General features: G+C 61.9%; 14 protein-coding genes. 11 read left to right on the top strand and 3 right to left on the bottom strand.

Annotation, left to right across the window (positions count from 1 at the left end; translation table 11 throughout):
• Nucleotides 1-58 precede the first annotated feature (58 nt).
• Both ACTQ05_RS00865 and ACTQ05_RS00860 read right to left on the bottom strand, forming a co-directional pair.
• Nucleotides 59-688, bottom strand: a complete 630-nt coding sequence (locus tag ACTQ05_RS00865; RefSeq protein WP_441537728.1) for a response regulator — start codon at nt 686-688, stop codon at nt 59-61.
• The gene (locus tag ACTQ05_RS00860; protein ID WP_441537727.1) at nt 685-1,803 is read right to left on the bottom strand and encodes a sensor histidine kinase; all 1,119 of its coding nucleotides are present in this window, start codon (nt 1,801-1,803) and stop codon (nt 685-687) included. The genes ACTQ05_RS00865 and ACTQ05_RS00860 overlap by 4 nt, the downstream gene beginning before the upstream one ends.
• 359 nt (nt 1,804-2,162) lie before the next feature.
• On the opposite strand from ACTQ05_RS00860, the gene ACTQ05_RS00855 reads away from it, so the two are divergent.
• The 9 genes from ACTQ05_RS00855 (at nt 2,163) to ACTQ05_RS00815 (ending at nt 12,970) form a co-directional block, all read left to right on the top strand.
• Nucleotides 2,163-3,368, top strand: coding sequence for a DUF362 domain-containing protein (locus ACTQ05_RS00855; RefSeq protein WP_441537726.1), 1,206 nt, complete (start codon nt 2,163-2,165; stop codon nt 3,366-3,368).
• 382 nt (nt 3,369-3,750) lie between these two features.
• Entirely contained in the window at nt 3,751-4,434 is a 684-nt protein-coding gene (gene trhA, locus ACTQ05_RS00850; protein WP_427747617.1) for a PAQR family membrane homeostasis protein TrhA, read from the top strand.
• Between the two features lie 114 nt (nt 4,435-4,548).
• Nucleotides 4,549-5,922 (top strand): hemolysin family protein, encoded by a 1,374-nt coding sequence (locus ACTQ05_RS00845; protein ID WP_154516597.1) that lies wholly within the window; start codon nt 4,549-4,551, stop codon nt 5,920-5,922.
• Between the two features lie 24 nt (nt 5,923-5,946).
• Nucleotides 5,947-6,774, top strand: coding sequence for a cyanophycin synthetase family protein (locus ACTQ05_RS00840; RefSeq protein ID WP_441537725.1), 828 nt, complete (start codon nt 5,947-5,949; stop codon nt 6,772-6,774).
• A 136-nt stretch (nt 6,775-6,910) separates the two neighbouring features.
• Nucleotides 6,911-7,300: a YtxH domain-containing protein gene (locus tag ACTQ05_RS00835; RefSeq protein ID WP_154516595.1), complete on the top strand. Its 390-nt coding sequence runs from the start codon at nt 6,911-6,913 to the stop codon at nt 7,298-7,300.
• Complete coding sequence (locus tag ACTQ05_RS00830) at nt 7,300-8,055, top strand: PRC-barrel domain containing protein (protein WP_427718078.1); 756 nt, start codon at nt 7,300-7,302, stop codon at nt 8,053-8,055. Before ACTQ05_RS00835 ends, ACTQ05_RS00830 begins: the two co-directional genes overlap by 1 nt.
• A gap of 72 nt (nt 8,056-8,127) precedes the next feature.
• Complete coding sequence (locus ACTQ05_RS00825) at nt 8,128-9,534, top strand: polysaccharide deacetylase family protein (RefSeq protein ID WP_441537724.1); 1,407 nt, start codon at nt 8,128-8,130, stop codon at nt 9,532-9,534.
• A gap of 320 nt (nt 9,535-9,854) precedes the next feature.
• Nucleotides 9,855-11,699 (top strand): magnesium transporter, encoded by a 1,845-nt coding sequence (locus ACTQ05_RS00820; RefSeq protein WP_370450605.1) that lies wholly within the window; start codon nt 9,855-9,857, stop codon nt 11,697-11,699.
• Between the two features lie 74 nt (nt 11,700-11,773).
• A complete protein-coding gene (locus ACTQ05_RS00815) occupies nt 11,774-12,970 on the top strand; it encodes an Nramp family divalent metal transporter (protein ID WP_441537734.1) in 1,197 nt (398 codons plus the stop codon).
• 189 nt (nt 12,971-13,159) lie between these two features.
• Here ACTQ05_RS00815 and ACTQ05_RS00810 read toward each other — a convergent pair whose 3' ends face one another.
• Entirely contained in the window at nt 13,160-15,352 is a 2,193-nt protein-coding gene (locus tag ACTQ05_RS00810) for an acyltransferase family protein (protein WP_441537723.1), read from the bottom strand.
• 186 nt (nt 15,353-15,538) lie between these two features.
• On the opposite strand from ACTQ05_RS00810, the gene ACTQ05_RS00805 reads away from it, so the two are divergent.
• On the top strand, nt 15,539-16,534 hold the full coding sequence (locus tag ACTQ05_RS00805) for a ribokinase (protein ID WP_441537722.1): 996 nt from the start codon (nt 15,539-15,541) through the stop codon (nt 16,532-16,534).
• A 4-nt stretch (nt 16,535-16,538) separates the two neighbouring features.
• On the top strand, nt 16,539-17,513 hold the full coding sequence (locus ACTQ05_RS00800) for a nucleoside hydrolase (RefSeq protein ID WP_441048962.1): 975 nt from the start codon (nt 16,539-16,541) through the stop codon (nt 17,511-17,513).
• Nucleotides 17,514-17,570: the final 57 nt, after the last annotated feature.

Raw genomic sequence — 17,570 nt, 5'->3', positions numbered from 1 at the left:
ATGGCATTAAACCGGTAGCAGACATTTTGTTATGTCGGGGCGGTCGGTCTTCGGGCAACTACCCTCGCAGGTAGGCGATGGCGATTTGGGTGCGGTTGCGCAGGCCCATTTTGGCCAGGATTGAGCTGATGTGGTTTCGCACGGTGCCTTCGCCCATATAGGCGGTGGCGGCAATCTCCTTGTTATCGAGGCCGCGGGCAATGAGCTCGGCGACCTCGAACTCGCGGTCGGTCAGGCTGACGAAGGCCGCGGGCCGGCGGGTCGTGCCCACCTCGACGCCCGCCTCATCAAAGTTGATATCCTCGATCGCCTTACCCTCGAGCACGCGTTTACCGTCCATGACCTGGGCCAACGCCGGCGGGATGGCGGCGACATCGGTTTTGATCAGGTAGCCGCGGGCACCCAGTTTGAGCGCCGACACAATGTACTCGTCATCCGAGAATGTCGTCAGAAACACCACGCGCGCCGCAGAGTCGCGCTCAAGGATCTCGCGGGCCGCCGAAAGCCCGTCGCGCCCCGGCATCTGAATGTCGAGCAGCGCGATATCGGGTGCGTGTTCGGCATAAAGAGCCACTGCGTCGTTGCCGTCGGCGCCGGTACCCACCACCTCGATCTGCGGCTGGGCGCCCAGGATTATCTTGAGCGAATCGACCACCAAGCGGTCATCGTCGACAACGATGAGCCTCATCGGCCCTCATCTCCTTGCTGTTTGGGAACGGTGGCAAACACACGCCAGTCGCCGGCGCCGGCGTGCGGGCCGGCGGTGAAGGTGCCGCCAAGCGCCTCGACGCGCTCGCGCATGGAGCCGAGCCCCATGCCCTCTGCGGTGCCGCGGCTGCTTGCTTGAGCCCCGCCCGCGCCATCGTCGGTAACGATGAGCTGGTAAAACGACGGATGCTCCATGCATCGTACGGTGACAGCATGGGCGCAAGCATGGCGTATGGCGTTGGAAAGCGCCTCGCGCAGGACCGCCGTAAAGCAGTTGGCGACATTTGCGGGCGCATGCTCGGCCAAAACCTCAAGTTCAATCTGCGGCCCGCCATCTGAGCGCGCGCCCTCCACGATGCGCTCGAGCTGTACGGAGAGATTCGCCGCGTTGTCGTTGAGCGCGTGGACGCTCGAGCGCACGAGCTGAAGCGCTTCGTCCACGGTGCGCTTGACGTCAGCGAAGTCGGCGGCGACGCCGGGCTCGTTGGCGTGGACCACGCGTAGGGCCTCGGTTTGCAGCGAGGCGCGCGTGAGCTGGTGCCCCACGTTATCGTGGATCTCGCGTGCGATGCGGGCGCGCTCGGCGAGCGTTGCGAGCTCGACCTCGTAGTCCTGGCGGTCGGCAAGGTCGCGGTTGCGCGCCTCGAGCGCGAGGGCTCGCTCCTGCAGCTCGTCGCGGGTGCGACGCATGCGCTCCTGCTCGCGCTCCAGCTGAGCGGTGCGCAGAGACAGCAAGGTGGCGGCGACTGAAAGGATGGCGGTCAACAGCAGCGCACGGGTGGGAAGCGCGCCGGCGTGGGCATATGCGACGAGTGCGCAGACAAAGATGGCGCCGGCGCCCAGCGCGACCCAGGCGTGCTCACGGCGCACGTATCGCGCGATGTCATAGAGGGCGAGGGGCGCAAACGGCACAAACGGCGGCACAAAGACGGTCACCATAATGTAAGCGTAGCTCGCGGCCTCACCGGCGCGGCGGGCACGTTCGCCTTGCGCAATTTCCGTAAGCGAGGCGACTGCGACGCCAAGACAAAACGCCGCGACCAAGCAAGCATCCACAGCAAGACCCATGGCGGCCGCAATGCAGCACGCCAGCATGATCGATTTGTCGAAAACATTGGGGACAGACTTAAACGACCAAGAGTGGTCATTGGGGACAGACTTAAACGACTAGTCATCGGGGACAGTCTTTGCCGATTCGCCGGCTCGCCGGCAGGGTTGCCAAGGACTGTCCCTGGCTGCCGGCAGGAAAGGAACGTCCCTAGCTTCCAGGTGGCGAGGCACTCATTTAAGTCCGTCCCCAATGAGTGGTTTCAGTCATTTAAGTCTGTCCCCAATGAGTAGTCACTCATTTAAGAACGTCCCCAATGACTAGGCGCCGTACTTGACTTTGACCCCGCTTTAACGGGTACCATCCTCTATGTCTGTAACGCCATATAGACCGAGGGGATAGATCTATGACCGCAACTTCACCCGCAGCATCCGCTAAGGTGTACTTCACCAACTTGCGTACGCATGCTCGCGAGAGCCAGCTCGACAAGCTCAAGCGCCTCATCCGCCGCGCCGGTATTGAGCAGATCGACTTTGAGAACAAGTTCGTCGCTATCAAGATTCACTTTGGCGAGCTGGGCAACCTGAGCTTTTTGCGCCCCAACTACGCCCGCGCCGTCGCGGATGTCGTGAAGGAGCTGGGCGGCAAGCCCTTCCTCACCGACTGCAACACGCTCTATGTCGGTAGCCGCAAAAACGCGCTCGAGCACATCGACACCGCTTATCAGAACGGCTTTACCCCGTATGCCACGGGTTGCCAGATCATCATCGCCGACGGCCTCAAGGGCACCGACGAGGCGCTCGTCCCGGTCGAGGGCGGCGAGTACGTGCGCGAGGCCAAGATCGGCCAGGCGCTCATGGATGCCGATATCGTGATTAGCCTCACCCACTTTAAGGGCCATGAGCAGGCCGGTTTTGGCGGTGCCATGAAGAACCTGGGCATGGGAGGCGGCAGCCGTGCCGGCAAGATGGAGCAGCATGCCGCCGGCAAGCCGAACGTCGCGACCGAGCACTGCATTGGCTGCCGTGCCTGCGAAAAGATCTGCGCGCACAACGCTATCTCGTTCGACGACACCCGCGAGCGCGAGCTTGCCAGCGGCGCTACTCGCACGGTGCACGTGGCCGCCATCGACCACGATCGCTGCGTGGGCTGCGGACGCTGCATCGGCGTGTGCAACCAGGACGCCATCAAGCCCGTCTATGACGCCGCGGCCGACGTGCTCAACTGCAAGATCGCCGAGTACACCAAGGCCGTCGTCGACGGCCGCCCGAGCTTCCACATCTCGCTTGCCATGGATATCAGCCCCAACTGTGATTGCCATCCCGAAAACGATACGCCTATCGTCAACGATATCGGCATGTTCGCGAGCTTCGACCCAGTCGCCATCGACCAGGCCTGTGCCGATGCCGTCATGGCGTCCGAGCCGCTGCCCAACACCGAGCTCACCGATAGCGCGGCCAAGATGGAGCATAACCACGAGCATCTGGAGGGCGAGCAGGCGCGTGACCCCTTCTGCATCACGCATCCCGACACCGACTGGCGCGCGTGCATCGCGCACGCCGAGAAGATCGGCCTGGGCACGAGTAAGTACGAGCTTATCGAGGTCAAATAGCGCCTAGCTATTGGACAATATAAGCGCCTTTGTGGCGTAATTCGAGCAAAAGCCGCCCGCGAGCACAGCGCTCACGGGCGGCTTTTCGGAAGTGCGGGGAAAGTCGAATACCGCCGACCACAAGGCGTTTTTGGCAACAAAACCCTGATAAATTGTTGGTAAAACTGCGGTCTGCTCGGCAGTTCCAGATTTTGCCGCATACTTCCGAAGGCGGGAGCCAAAACGGTCCTCCAGCGCTGTAACCAACCATGATTGTTCGCCGTTGATGCGTCAACAAGAAAAGAATGGGTAAACAAGGGGTCACGTATGGTGCAAATTTCGCACGTACCCAGACGCTTTGATATAGTGTTGAGAACTCTTTACGTTGGAGGATGTAACCGGCATGTCCGATTCGAGCGACAGTTCTAAGCCGCGACCCAAGACCGCGGCCGTTCCACACTACACGGTGGGTGAGGAGATCATGAACTCCGTCACCCATGGTGTCGGTTGCCTGCTGGGCATCGCGGGCCTGGTGCTCCTGATCGTATTTGCCGCTCTTCGCGGCGGAGGCCCGGCTCACATGGCCGCGGCGATTGTCTATGGCGTCAGCATTATCCTCGAATACCTAGCCTCTACGCTCTACCACGCGATTCAGCCCGCACGCGCCAAGCGCGTGTTTCGCATCATCGACCACAGCTGCATCTACCTGCTCATAGCCGGCAGCTATACGCCGTTTTGCCTCATCACGCTCGCAAACGATGGCGGCCCTATGCTGTTCTTTGCCGTATGGGCCATCGCCATTATCGGCATCGCCCTCGAGTGCTTTATGCGCGAGCGTCAACCGCACTGGGTAAGCGGCCTGGTCTACCTGCTGATGGGCTGGCTCGTCGTCTTTAAGCTGCCCGAGCTCGTGTCGCTGCTCAACCCCGTGGCACTTGCCCTGCTCGCTGTCGGCGGCGTGTGCTACACCGTGGGCGTGCCGTTCTACATCGCTAAAAACGTGCGCTACCTGCACAGTGTGTTTCACTTGTGGGTGCTCGCCGGCAGTATCTTCCAGTTCATGGCGGTGATCCTCTTCGTAATCTAGCGATCACGTCTGTGCCTGCGGACCCATCCAAGCGGCCGCCGGACGCAACTGCCCTATCCGTTATCTACGCTTACTACCTAACGTCCCGAATCTTGGAGGTTCGAGAAACTCCCGATGGACATAACCATCTCCCTTATCACCACCCTCGTTTTGACCCTCATCAACGGCTACTTCTCTATGTCCGAGATGGCGCTCACCACGGCAAAGCGCGCCGTGCTGGAGCACGAGGCCGAGGAAGGCGACAAACGCGCCGAGCGCGCCGTTAAGCTGGCCGCCGACTCCGACCAGCTGCTCGCCACCATCCAGGTCGCCATCACGCTCGTGGGCTTTGCCTCGTCCGCCGTCGCCTCGACGAGCTTGTCCGACCCGCTCGCCACGTGGCTCATGAGCTTTGGCATCGCGCCGCTCTCTGCCATCGCGCGCGGACTGGCGCCGGTCATCATCACCGTTGCGGTCGCCTTCGTGTCCATCGTGATTGGCGAGCTTGTGCCCAAGCGCATTGGTCTGGCCAATGCCGAAGGCGTGTCCAAGCAGGTCGTGGGGCCGCTGTCGTTTTTCCAAAAGATCGCCCGTCCGCTCGTGTGGCTGACTGGTGCTTGCTCCGATGGTCTGGCCCGCATCCTGCGCATCAAGAGCGCCGACGATCGCCAAAACGTCTCGGAGGAAGAGATTAAGTACATGGTCTCGGAGCAGGACGACCTGCTCGACGAGGAAAAGCGTATGATCCACGAGATCTTCGACCTGGGCGATACCGTTGCCCGCGAGGTTATGGTGCCGCGCGTGGACACCACCATGTGCGAGGACGACGAGACGGTCGCCGACGTGCTGTCCACTATGCGCCAGACCGGCTTTAGCCGCATCCCCGTCTATCACGAAGATCCCGACAACGTGGCGGGCATCGCGCACATCAAGGACCTGATTCAGCCCTCGCTCGACGGCGAGGGCGACCAGCCCATCGCCGGTTATTTGCGCGACGCCACCTTTGTGCCCGACACCAAGGACATCCTGCCGCTGCTGTCCGAGATGCAGACTTCGCACGACCAGATCGTGGTGGTCGTGGACGAGTACGGCGGCACGGCTGGCATCATTACCATCGAGGACATCGTCGAGGAGATCGTGGGCGAGATCGAGGACGAGTTCGACCCCGACAACAAGTACCTCACGCGTCTTTCGCGCCGTGAGTGGCTCGTCGATGGGCGTTTTTCGTGCGATGATGCGATTGAGCTTGGTTGGCCGCTCGAGGAAAGCGATGATTATGAGACCATCGCCGGCTGGATTTTGGAACTTTGCGACTCGGTGCCCGACATCGGAGAGGTGTTTGAGGTTGCAGGGTACAAGTTCAAGGTGCAGTCGATGCGTGGCCAGCGCATCTCGCTTATTCGCGTGATCGCTCCGGCCGAAACCGATAAGAAGGATTCCGAGTCCTCGGCAGATAAGCCGGCGACGCCGGGCGCGGGCTCTGCGGGCCCGCACGACGGCGACGAGTAGGGCAAGGAAGAGTAGGGGAGAGTTATGGCAGGCCTGTTCAACATCCTTAAGGTCACCGTCAGCGAGGACAAGATCTGCGCGCATGTGCTGGTGAACCCCGGCATGCCGCTCATGACCTCGGAGGACATCGAGGCCACGGCGCGCGTGTACTATCTGGTGCCCGCGATTGCCAAGCACCTGTGCCTAGGCGATTCCGGTCGTGAATTCCAGGACTGCATGGGCCAGACCGAGCTTTGCCATCTGCTGGAGCACGTGACAGTGGAGCTCATGAACGAGACCGGTCTCGCCGGCAGCATTTCGTGCGGCCGTACCCGCGTAAGCGAGCACGATGAGCGTGTCTTTGAGGTTGAGCTTTCATGCCCCGATGACGCGCTGGCCATCGGCGCGCTGTCTTCGGCGACCTTTATGATGGACTGGGCCTATCTGCACGCCGACCAGCCTACCCCTGACGTGGAGGGCACGGTCGCGGGCCTGCGCAACCTGGTGCTGGGCATGCGCGCCGAGGCCGAGGGCAAGGATCCGCACGAGGCCATCGCCGCCGCAAACGCCGAGGACGGGGCCGAAGGCGAGGCTCCTGCCGATTCCGAACCCGGCGTCGAGGCAGCTGCTGAGGAAGCTGTCGAGTCCGAGCCCGCGGAGCCCCAGGGTGTCCCGAGCTTTGACGATGAGCTGCAGGAGGCAATCGATACCGAGGGCGCGACCGCCGAGAGCCACGAGTCCCCCGCTGCCGTCTACGGTGGCGCGGCGACGGTTCCGGCAGGTCCCGCACAGGAAGGTGCGCTTCCGCTCGTTGATGGCGCCGGCGAGGACCCGGCCGCCACGGTGGCCATGCCTGCCATACCGCAGGAGTAGGCTCACTCGCTTATCACCATCATGTACCTGCGCTTTTACCGTACGCAGATGAGCGCGACGGCAAGTGTTGCGCTGCGGGTATAATGGACAGCATTCAAACGGTGGGCATTGAGGTGCCCGCAGGAGAGGAATGATCATGGGAAAGACTTTCAGCTTTGTCTCCGGTGCGCTCTTTGGCGCTGCCGCCGGCGCTATCATCGGCGTTGCTCTGGCCCCGCGCTCGGGTGCCGAGACCCGTGCCATGGCCGCCGATATCGCCAACGATGCCTGGGACAACATGCGCGACACCTACGAGCACGGTGCCGAGGAGGCTCGTGCCGCGGTCAACGACTTTGGTCCGATGGTCGACGCCAAGACCGATGACCTGCGCGCCAAGGTCGACCTGGCCCGCGAGCGCATGGACCAGCTTCGCGAGCAGCTCAACGACGCCATCTCGGGCGGCAACGTGACGCCCGCTGCCGACGTCGTGGTCGAGAACGTCACTGAGGCCGACACCGAGGCCACGGAGCCCTCGACCGAGGCATAATGCGCGCAGGGGATTTTGTCGGCGTCAAGGTTTATCGTAAGCCTGCCGAAGACAAGCGCACCAAAAAGGACGGCACGCCGCGCAGCCCCAAAAAGCTCGGCAAGATTCACTTTCCGGTCTTTACCCCGGGCGGTACGCGCGTGGTGGGCTTTATGGTTCGCCAGTCCGATATCGCGGGCATGATCGAGCGCCCCGATCGATTTGTGGCGCTCGATGCCATCGGCGTCTATGAGGGTGCTGTCGCGGTCGACGATGTCAAGGGCACCTACGATGCCGCCGCGGCCAAGCGCCTCGATATCAACCTGGACGATTGCATCATCTGGGTTGGCATGGACGTGCGCACGGAATCGGGCGACGTCGTGGGCTACTGCTCGGACGTTGAGTTCAAGCCACGTTCGGGTATCGTGCAGACGTTCTACGTGACCGCCGGCACTGCCTCGAGTGTGCTGGTGGGCGACACACAGATGCCGCCGACGATGCTGCGCGGCTACGAGAACGGCGCGATGATTGTCTCGGACGAGGTCAAGTCGCTCGGGTATTCGGGTGGCGCGGCCGCCAAGGCTGCCGAGGCCAGTGTCGTGGTGGGCGATAAGGTCAAGAAGGGCGCCAAGGTGCTCGATGACAAGGGATCGGTCGCCGTGGACAAGGGCAGTCGCGCACTGGGCAAGCAGCTCGGCAAGACGCGCGGTATGTTCAAGGCCTTTAAGGACGAATATCAAAAGGCGAGCGGGGGCTCGTCAAAAGCTAGCAAATAGCGACGTACCAAATGATGGGAGGCGAGCCGGAGACATGTTGCTCCGGCTCGCTGTGTTTATGGGGGAGGGCACATGCGCCAAAACGGATCTAACTTAAACGGGCGCTCGGGTGCGCGTCCGACGGCGCGACGCGACCTGGGGCAGCTGCCCAGCGGTCAGCGTCGACGTCGCCGTAAACCCGGCGCGATGTACCTCAACCATAGCCGTGGGTTTAGCGATCGCAGCGCGCGCATCGGCAACGGGCGCTCACCGCGCCGACCCTCCCGCCTGCCCTATGCGCTCATCGCTGTCGGCTGTGCGCTCGTGCTGTTTATCGCTGCCGTCGTGGGCTATGTCAATCGCAGCGTGGACATTGTGCTCAATGGGGAGCAGGCTTCGGTGCGCGTGGGCTCCACGTTGCAGAACCTTATCGATGATCAAGGCCTGACCGACACCTACGATGCCGGCGACTTGTTGGCTGTCGACGATAGCGTGCTTACCCGCCGTGGCGGCGAAAAGCTGTCGGTGAAGGTGGACGGCAAACGGGTGAAGCAGGGCAAGTGGAATAGCCGCGAGCTAACGGGCGGCGAGAAAGTGACGGTCAAAGACGGCCGCGACACGTACGAGAAGCACGAGGTCCAGGTCACGACCATTGAGCCCAAGTTGAAGGTCGAGGGCACGGGCGCTATCGAATACGTTAAAACCTGGGGCGTTCGGGGCCGCTCCGAGGTATGGGTCGGCGAGCAGTCGGGCAAGACGCAGGACCGCGGCGAGGTCGTGCCCGCCACCGACTGTGTAGTCGAGTGCGCGAGCGTAGCGCCCAAGGGCAACGAAAAGTACGTGGCCCTGACATTTGACGAGGGTCCGAGCGGCGCGACCAAGCAGGTCTTGCAGGTGCTCAAGGAAAAGGGCGTCACGGCGACGTTCTTCCTTTCGGGCGATGCTGCGGAAGCCTCGCCCGCTACTGCCAAAGCGATTGTCGATGCCGGATGCGAAATCGGCTCCAACAGCTACAGCGATGATTCGCTCAAGGGCAAGGATCGCGAGGCGGTGCGCAAGCAGATCACGAAGGGCACCGAGGCGATTAAGTCGGCGACCGGCGTCGAGACGATGTTGCTGCGTGCTCCCTACGCCGCGTTTGACGAGCAAAACTGGATCGATGCGATGGACCTGGTGTCTGCCGTGGTCTCGTGGAATATCGATTCGGGCGACTGGCTGCTCAACGGCGCCGACGAACAGGTTTCGACAGTGCTCGAATCGGTGACTCCGGGCAACATTGTTTTGTTCACCGATAGCGACGAGTGCTCCGAACAGACGCTCGAAGCGCTGCCGCAGATCATCGATGGCCTTGTCGCCAAGGGCTACAAGATCGTGACGTTGAGCGATTTGGTGAAGACGGATACGTCGCTGAGCAAAAAACTCACCTCGCTAACGAAGACTTCCATGCCCAAGAACGCCGTGTTTCCCCAGCTCGCCGAAGATAACGACACCGCAGACTAGTCATGGGGGACGTTTTTAAACGACTATGTCACGGATGCGTCAGCGTTTGGTATGCCTGCGATGTTTGGAGCATAAATTTGGCGTCACGGCGCGATGCTGATGCTATAGTTACTGCGGATAACAAGGGTCAAGAGAAAGGTTGCAGGTGAAATCCAAACCTCGACCATACAGTCGATGACCCCTTGCAGGTGCTTCTTGCGCATGCACGGGGTGTGAGCGCCGAGCGGTGTGCCGCCCGCGCATGCGTATACATATCTAAAAGTCCACGGATGGCGTGCCGGCATGGCCACGGTCCGAAGGAATAATGATGGGGAGCACCAGTGAATTATCTGAGTGAGATGCTCAAGCTGCCGGTCTTGGACGTCGATGGCGAAAAGCTCGGCGTTGTGAACGATTTTGGCATTGCTACCGGCGAAGTTTTTCCGCACGTGACGTCGCTCGCGTTCCGCGGTCCCGGCAAGACGCCGTTTATGATCAGCTGGCGAAAATGGGTCGACCGTATCGACGAGACGGGCGTATACCTTAAGACGTCGGCTACCGAAATCCGTTTTTCGTACCTGCAGCCGACCGAACTCCTGCTCGCGCGCGACGTGCTCAACAAACAAATCGTCGACACGCAGGGCATGAAGGTCGTGCGCGTAAACGACATCAAGTTTTCCATGTCGGGCGAAAATCAGCTGCGCCTGCTGGGTGCCGAAGTTGGTGCCCGCGGTCTGCTGCGCGCAATCAGCCCCGCTCTTGAACATGTCGTCGAGGGCTTTATGAAGCACCTGGGCAAACCGCTCGGCGAGGACATCATCGCCTGGTCCTACATGGACCTGCTCGATCGATCGACTAAGAACATCCAGCTGTCGGTGTCGCATAAGACGCTCGGCGAGCTGCATCCTGCCGACATTGCCGACATTATCGAGCAGCTCGATCCTCGCCTGCGCGCGCAGGTGTTCGCGCAGCTCGACACCGCCCAGGCCGCCGAGGCCATCTCGGAGTTCGATGACGACGAGCTCATGACCGAGATGCTCGAGGGCCTGTCCGACACGGATGCGTCGTCGATGCTGGCCATGATGGACCCGGACGACGCCGCCGACCTGATCGACGAGCTCGATTACGAGAAGGCCGAGAAGCTCCTGCGCCTGATGGGCGTTCAGGAGGAGAAGGCGATTCGTAACCTGCTGGGCTATGAGGAAAACACTGCCGGCCGCATTATGACCTCGGAGTTTGTCTCCCTGCCTGCCACGGCGACGGTCGGTGACGCCATCGAGGCGATCCGCAAGCTCGACGAGGATTTCGAAAGCGTCTACTACGTCTATACCGAGGATCCGAGCGGTATGCTGACCGGCGTGCTCTCGCTGCGCACGTTGATCGTGGCCGACCGCGACGCCACGCTGGGCCAGCTGGCCTACCGCGACCTGGTTTATGTGTCGCCCGACGAGGACCAGGAAGACGTAACGGATGAGATGACCAAATACGACCTGGTCGCCATCCCCGTCTGCGATGAGAACCGCCACATCTTGGGCATTGTGACCTTCGACGACGCCATGGACGTTATCGCCGAGGAGCACCAGGAGGACCTGCAGATCGCAGGCGTCGGCTCGGGCGATAGCGCGTCCGACGACTCGACGAATGTGCTCAGCTGGTTTGTGCATCGCCAGTACTGGGTTGTCGTGTGGGGCATTTCCTCGTGCATCATGGCGGCAGTGCTGGGGACGGCGCTGGGCTCCGCGCATCTGGTGGTGTTCCCCATGTGCGCCATGCCGCTCGTGCTGCTGGCTGCCTCGCGTATGGTGTCGTTCGTCAAGAACTACTTCCTGGAGTACGACGGCCATGACGATGAACCCAAGCCGTATCTGGGGTTCTTCTTCCAGAGCACGGGCATGGGCCTGATCCTGTCGCTCGTGACCTACCTGTGCGCTCAGCTGGTGCGCACCACGGCGTTCCCCGACGCGCCCATGCTTGAGGAGCAGCTCTTTACCGGCTGCTTTAACATCGCGGCTATCGTCTGCCTGATTGGCAACATGAGCGCTGTGATTTACCTGATGGTGCTGTTCTGGCGCGACGAGCACGACCTCAATACGTCGGGTACCGCCATGAACGTCATTGCCGTCATGATCTCGTGCGTGGCGTACTGTGCCGCTGCGGTGCTGCTCACCATGTCGGTCATGGGTTAGGTGGTCGCGTGCAAAATAGCAAGCAAAAGCAGGGCACCAAGCAAAAGCTGACCATCGCGGCCATCTTTGGTGCCATGGGCCCTGGCCTTCTGGCGGCGCTTTCGGGCAATGACGCCGGCGGCATCGCCACGTATTCCAGCGCCGGTGCCAGCTATGGTTACAAGATGCTCTGGATGCTTCCCGTCATGACCGTGCTGCTCATCGTGACGCAGGAGACCGCGGCGCGTTGCGGCTGCGTGACGGGCAAGGGCCTGGCCTCGCTCATTCGCGAGCGCTTTGGCGTGCGCAAGAGCGTGCTGGCCATGGCGGCGCTGCTGATTGCCAACACAGCCGTGACCATTTCGGAGTTTGCGGGTATCGCGAGCGGCCTTGCCCTCTTTGGCGTGCCGGCGAGCATCTCGGTGCCGCTTGTGGCGCTGATGGTTTGGATGCTTACCATGTCGGGTAGCTTCCAGCGCATCGAGAAGATTCTGTTGCTGGTGAGCTGTGTGTTTGTGACCTACATTGTCGCTGCAATTATGGCTGGTCCCAGTTGGGGCGAGGTGGCGGTCGATCTGGTTGTACCCAACATTCAAAATGACCCCAGCTACGTGTCGCTTGTGGTCGCGACGATCGGTACCACCATCGCGCCCTGGATGATTTTCCTGGCACAGAACAACGTGGTCGATAAGAATGCGGGCGAGGACGATATCGTGTTGCAGCGCATCGATACCGTGAGCGGCTCGATTGCCGCCGATGTCATTGCTGGTTTTATTATCATCACGACCGGTACGGTATTGTTCCCCGCGGGCATTCAGATTAGCGATGCTGCAGACGCTGCCCGCGCACTGGAGCCCATTGCGGGCCAGTGGTCCACGGTGCTGTTTGCCTCGGGCCTGGTCGCGGCGAGCTTCTTGGCCGCCTGTGTGCTGCCGGGCGTTACGTCCAGCGCTATCTGCGAGGCGTTTGGCTGGGAACGCGGTGCCGATCGCAGCTGGGACGAGGCCCCGGTCTATCGCGGCATCATTACGGCAATCATTGGCATTTCTGCCGTGCTGGTGCTCATGCCCGGCGTCGACCTGTTCCAGATTATGATGACCTCGCAGGTCATCAACGGCGTGTTGCTGCCCGTGGTTCTGGTGTTCCAGGTGGTTATTGCCGCCGATCGACACATTATGGGCACCAACCGCAACGGCCGTGTGTGGAATGTGCTCACTTGGGCGACTATCGGCGTTATTACGGTGCTGACGGTCGTCATGTTTGTTCTGCAAGCGATGGGTTACAGCGCGTAGCACCTCTCTTGGACTCTAAACAGGCCGCCGCCATGGGCTGCGGCCTGTTTTTGTCTGCTATAGGGTGCTAGTTATATACCGATGTGCAGCTATAAAGCCTCCTCTGGGGCGAATTAACAGCCCAGAGGCGGCTTTATAAGTCGCGGAAGTGGTCCCAAGTGCCGGATTGTAAGCAGATTTGGCTGTGCGTTACTTGTCGGTGCCTAGCTTGTGCGGTTTGTAGGCGAGGGCGTTGACGAGTGCCTCGGCAGCGGATTTGACAGCCGCCGGCTGCGGATCGTTAACGTGGTCCTCGGGGTGCACGGGTAGGTCCTTCTTGACGGCATCGTGGATGAGCTTAAGGTACTCGGTCACACCGGTAGTCGACAGGTGCGTGCCGTCGCCATCGAACAGGTCGTTGCGGTTGGCGCTGTGCCCGTACCAGTCGATAACGCGTACATTCTTGTAGCGCGTAGCGGCGTTGGCGATGGCCTGGTTCGTGGACCCGACCCACGGCTGCGGGCTGCGCGTGTTCACAAATACCACGATACGTTTGCTGCCGGCGTCGGCCATGATCGCATCAATCTGATCATCGGTTACCAGGCCGTTGGTGCCTAGCGCAAAGACCACAATCCTGCCTGCAAGATTTTGCTGGATATAGCCCTCAAATGTCGCGCGGCCCGCATCAAACTGGCGGCCCTTTTCGGCATCGATGTGGCTGTGCGGGAACACGCCGTCAAAGGCATCGACGGCGCGCAGGGACACGGAGTCGCCAATCATTAGCAGGTCGTAGGCTCCGTCGGGGAAGCCGTCGTCATCTTTGTCGGTGTCATCGGCCGCCTGTTGATCTTGAGGCTTTGCATTTTTGGCCTCCTTGTTTAGGATTTCGGCGCCCTCGCCGCTCAGCGCGGATGTGTCGGGCACAAAGACCAGGCCGCCCAGCGCCACAACAAGCACGACGGAGCAAACGGCGCAGGTGGGGACATGTGCGCGCACCCAGCCGGCGGGCGTGGTGGTGCCGTCGCGGAGCTCGGAAACAGTGCGCCCAAAAGCGCCCTTCCTAAACGGCGTTTCGATAAATCGATAGGAGCACTCGGCCACGGCGACCACCAACAACACCTGCAAAATGTAGTGCCACCAGGGCGTGTCGTTAATGTTGGCGACCGGGTTCATGAGGAGCAGCAGCGGATAATGCCACAGGTAGATGCTGTAGGAGCGCTTGCCGATCCATACGAGCGGCTCGGCGGCCAAGGCCCGTGCGACCATGCCCTGGGGCTGCACGCATGCCGCGATAACCATCAGTGTGAGGATGGAGCACAGCAGCGTGCCTCCGCGATACTGAAACGCGGTATAGCCGTTGGTGAGCGCGACCATGGCGGCGAGTCCGACCAGGCCAACGACGCCCATCAAATCGATGGATGCGGGGGAGGACCAAAAGCGTGCGAGCTCACTTGGCTTTGTCGTGGCGGCCTCGGCGGTGTCGCTCTTTGACTTGCCGTGCTTGGCGGCGCCGGCCAGTCGGTCGAGCCCCAGATGGCGGACAAGGCGCGCAGGCGCCAGGTCGCGGTCGGGGATAAAGGCCATCCAGGCGCCCAGCAGCAACGAGAACACGCGGGTGTCGGTGCCGTAGTACACGCGGCTGGGGTCGGTGGCGGGGTTGTAGAGCACCATCATGGCGAGGGCGGATACCGCGGCGAGGCCCAGGACCACGCGGCGCGTGTTGGGCTTGCTCACATGCATGGATACCATGGCAAACAGCAGTGGCGGCCAAATAAGATAGAACTGTTCCTCGATGGCAAGCGACCAAAAGTGCGTGAGCGGCGAGGGGTCGCCCAGGGCGTTAAAGTACGAAACGTCCTGCATGATCTGCCACCAGTTATTAAAGAACAGCAGCGACGGCAGGATGTCGGGGCGCATCTTGGTGAGCATCACATGGTTAAAGACAGTGCACAGTGCGCAGGTCGCCACCACGACGGTTACCACGGCGGGGAACAGGCGACGGATGCGGCGGATCCAGAAGCTCTTGAGATCGATACGACCGGTCTTTGCGATTTCGTTGAGGAGCAGGCGCGTGATCAAGTATCCCGAGAGCACAAAGAAGATCGTGACGCCGAGCAGGCCGCCCTGAGCCCACGTGAGGTTGAGGTGATAGAGCACCACCGCGACAACGGCGAGCGTGCGAAGGCCGTCGAGGGCGGGGATGTAGCGAGATTTGGGACGCGTGGGCGCCTGTTCTTTTGCGGCGCTGTCGGTGCGGGCGCCCTTGTTGGCGGGCGAGCGATGGGAGCCTGCAGCGCGGCGCGGCTCGGTGGTTTGGCGGTTAGTGCGCGAACGTTCGTGCAGCGCTTGTTGATCGCTCGCATGGCGTGAGCTGCGCGAGCTCGATCGCGGGAATTGTTCCATAAAACATCATCCAATGACGAGAATAATCAGCACGCTTTCATTGTAGCCGCCTACTCCTGTGAATGCTTGCTGCTGGCGTAAGCTCAAGCGCGCGTCCACATCAAAGTGAACTAAAGTTATAGAGGTGCGAGAGTGCACGATTGACGGCCGATAGCGGGTGCAGAGCCCGCGGACGAGGAGGTTTCCATGGCATATTGCGGCATCGTTGCGGTGTTCGGCAGCATGAACATGGACCTTTCGGTGGCGTGCGAGCGCATGCCGCGTGCGGGCGAGACCGTCGGCGGCAGCGGGTTTATCACCAACGCCGGCGGCAAAGGCGCCAACCAGGCCGTAGCAGCTGCGCGCATGGGTGCGCGCACGTGCATGATCGGCGCGGTCGGCCGCGACGCGTTTGGCTCGTCGCTCGTGGCGGGGCTCCAAGATGCTGGCGTGGACTGTGACTTTGTGGCGCGCCGCGACGACGTGGAGACGGGAACGGCGACCATCATTCGCTGTGAGGGCGATAACCGCATCGTGCTGTCGCCGGGCGCCAACCATGCACTTGCGGGCGAGGACGTTGCCCGAGCGCTGAGGCGTCTGGTGGCCGATGAGCTCGATAGTAACGCCAGCGAGATTGCCCCGGCTGCCGGAAGCGTCTTTATCGCCCAGGGCGAATGTGACCTTGTGGCGACCGTCGAGGCGCTTTTCTGCGCTCACGAGCTGGGGTTCTATACGGTCTTTAATCCAGCGCCTGCCTGCGAAGTGCCTGCGGAGGTCTGGCCTGCAGTCGACCTGGTTTGTCCCAACGAGACTGAGTGCCAGGTACTGACGGGCATCTTGCCTGCAGACGATGCGAGCTGCGTCGCGGCGCTCAATGCCTTGCTCGCCAAGGGTGCCGGCGCCGCGGTCATCACGCTGGGCGGCGCCGGCTCGGTTACGCTCGGCGACGACGGCGAGCTGCTGCGCATGCCGGCGCTTTCGAGCGCGGTGGTCGATACGACGGCCGCGGGCGATACATTTATCGGTGCGCTTGCTGCGGCTCGTTTGGAGGGCCTGCCGCTCTTTGAGTGCATGGCCGCGGGTGCACGCGCCTCGGCGGTGACGGTGTCGCGCCTGGGCGCGCAGCAGTCGATTCCCACGCGCGCCGAAGTTGAGCGCGTGTTTGGTTTAGACGATTTAGTACAAGACGGAGAAGCGGAGTAGAACAATGGCAACCAAGAAGCTGATCCTTGATCTGGATATGGGTGTGGACGATGCGATGGCGCTTGCCTATGCCATCGCGAGCCCCGAGGTTGAGCTCGTGGGCATTACCACGTGTTTTGGCAACGTGCGCGTCGACCAGTCGGCGCGCAACTGCCTGGCGGTGCTCGACTTGTTGGGCCGTCCCGAGGTGCCGGTGTACCTGGGTGCCGACCGTCCTCTGCAGGCGACTGAGCCCTATACGCCGCCGGCGTCCACCGCGCTCATTCACGGCAAGAACGGCATCGGCGGCGCGAGCGTGCCCGCGTCGCCCTATGAGCCGGTGGGGGCGACGTCGGCCGATGGCAACGCTGCAGTCGATTATCTGATCGATGCCGCGCGCACCTATGGTCCCGATCTGGTCTACGTAGCGACCGGCCCGCTCTCCAACCTGGCGCTTGCCCTGGAGCGCGATGCGGCGGCGGTGATGTCTATTGGCCGCGTGGTGGTGATGGGCGGCGCCCTGACCGTGCCCGGCAACGTGAGCGCGGGTGCCGAGGCCAACATGGCAAGCGATCCCGAAGCGGCCGATGCCGTGCTGCGCTCGGGCCGCAAGCTCACCATGGTGGGTCTGGACGTGACGCATCGCGTGGTGCTCACGCGTCGCGACATTGCCGGATGGACGGGCTCGGGCACCATGGCGGGCTGTGCGTTTGCGAGCATGGTCGAGCACTACATTGGCTCGTACGAGATGAACGCACCCTACCTGGGTGGTTGTGCGCTGCACGATCCGCTGGCCGTCGCCGTGGCGATCGACCCCACGCTCGTGGGTGCGCTCGGCTGCAACCTGCGTGTTGATCTGCTGGGCGAGTATCGCGGCCGCACCATTTGCGACGAGCATCGCCTGTCCGATCCGGACAAGAGCGCGCTTGTGGCGCTGACCGTGGATGCCCCGCGCTTCCTGTCCGAGTTCAAGACGCGCATGGCCCGCGTTCTTGGCTAGATGATTTCCGTGCCCCGCCCCATGTAGTCAATTTGGGACGGGGCTTTTTTAGCTACC

The organism is Collinsella sp. LCP21S3_A9 (genome assembly GCF_052118785.1).
GTDB lineage: Bacteria > Actinomycetota > Coriobacteriia > Coriobacteriales > Coriobacteriaceae > Collinsella.
This window is presented reverse-complemented; position numbering and strand designations above follow the sequence as displayed.

What these genes read in the sequence shown, in the direction of transcription:
- ACTQ05_RS00865 (WP_441537728.1), bottom strand. Translation starts at nt 688, where the DNA reads ATGAGGCTCATCGTTGTCGACGATGACCGCTTGGTGGTCGATTCGCTC.
- ACTQ05_RS00860 (WP_441537727.1), bottom strand. Translation starts at nt 1,803, where the DNA reads ATGCTGGCGTGCTGCATTGCGGCCGCCATGGGTCTTGCTGTGGATGCT.
- ACTQ05_RS00855 (WP_441537726.1), top strand. Translation starts at nt 2,163, where the DNA reads ATGACCGCAACTTCACCCGCAGCATCCGCTAAGGTGTACTTCACCAAC.
- trhA (WP_427747617.1), top strand. Translation starts at nt 3,751, where the DNA reads ATGTCCGATTCGAGCGACAGTTCTAAGCCGCGACCCAAGACCGCGGCC.
- ACTQ05_RS00845 (WP_154516597.1), top strand. Translation starts at nt 4,549, where the DNA reads ATGGACATAACCATCTCCCTTATCACCACCCTCGTTTTGACCCTCATC.
- ACTQ05_RS00840 (WP_441537725.1), top strand. Translation starts at nt 5,947, where the DNA reads ATGGCAGGCCTGTTCAACATCCTTAAGGTCACCGTCAGCGAGGACAAG.
- ACTQ05_RS00835 (WP_154516595.1), top strand. Translation starts at nt 6,911, where the DNA reads ATGGGAAAGACTTTCAGCTTTGTCTCCGGTGCGCTCTTTGGCGCTGCC.
- ACTQ05_RS00830 (WP_427718078.1), top strand. Translation starts at nt 7,300, where the DNA reads ATGCGCGCAGGGGATTTTGTCGGCGTCAAGGTTTATCGTAAGCCTGCC.
- ACTQ05_RS00825 (WP_441537724.1), top strand. Translation starts at nt 8,128, where the DNA reads ATGCGCCAAAACGGATCTAACTTAAACGGGCGCTCGGGTGCGCGTCCG.
- ACTQ05_RS00815 (WP_441537734.1), top strand. Translation starts at nt 11,774, where the DNA reads ATGGGCCCTGGCCTTCTGGCGGCGCTTTCGGGCAATGACGCCGGCGGC.
- ACTQ05_RS00810 (WP_441537723.1), bottom strand. Translation starts at nt 15,352, where the DNA reads ATGGAACAATTCCCGCGATCGAGCTCGCGCAGCTCACGCCATGCGAGC.
- ACTQ05_RS00805 (WP_441537722.1), top strand. Translation starts at nt 15,539, where the DNA reads ATGGCATATTGCGGCATCGTTGCGGTGTTCGGCAGCATGAACATGGAC.
- ACTQ05_RS00800 (WP_441048962.1), top strand. Translation starts at nt 16,539, where the DNA reads ATGGCAACCAAGAAGCTGATCCTTGATCTGGATATGGGTGTGGACGAT.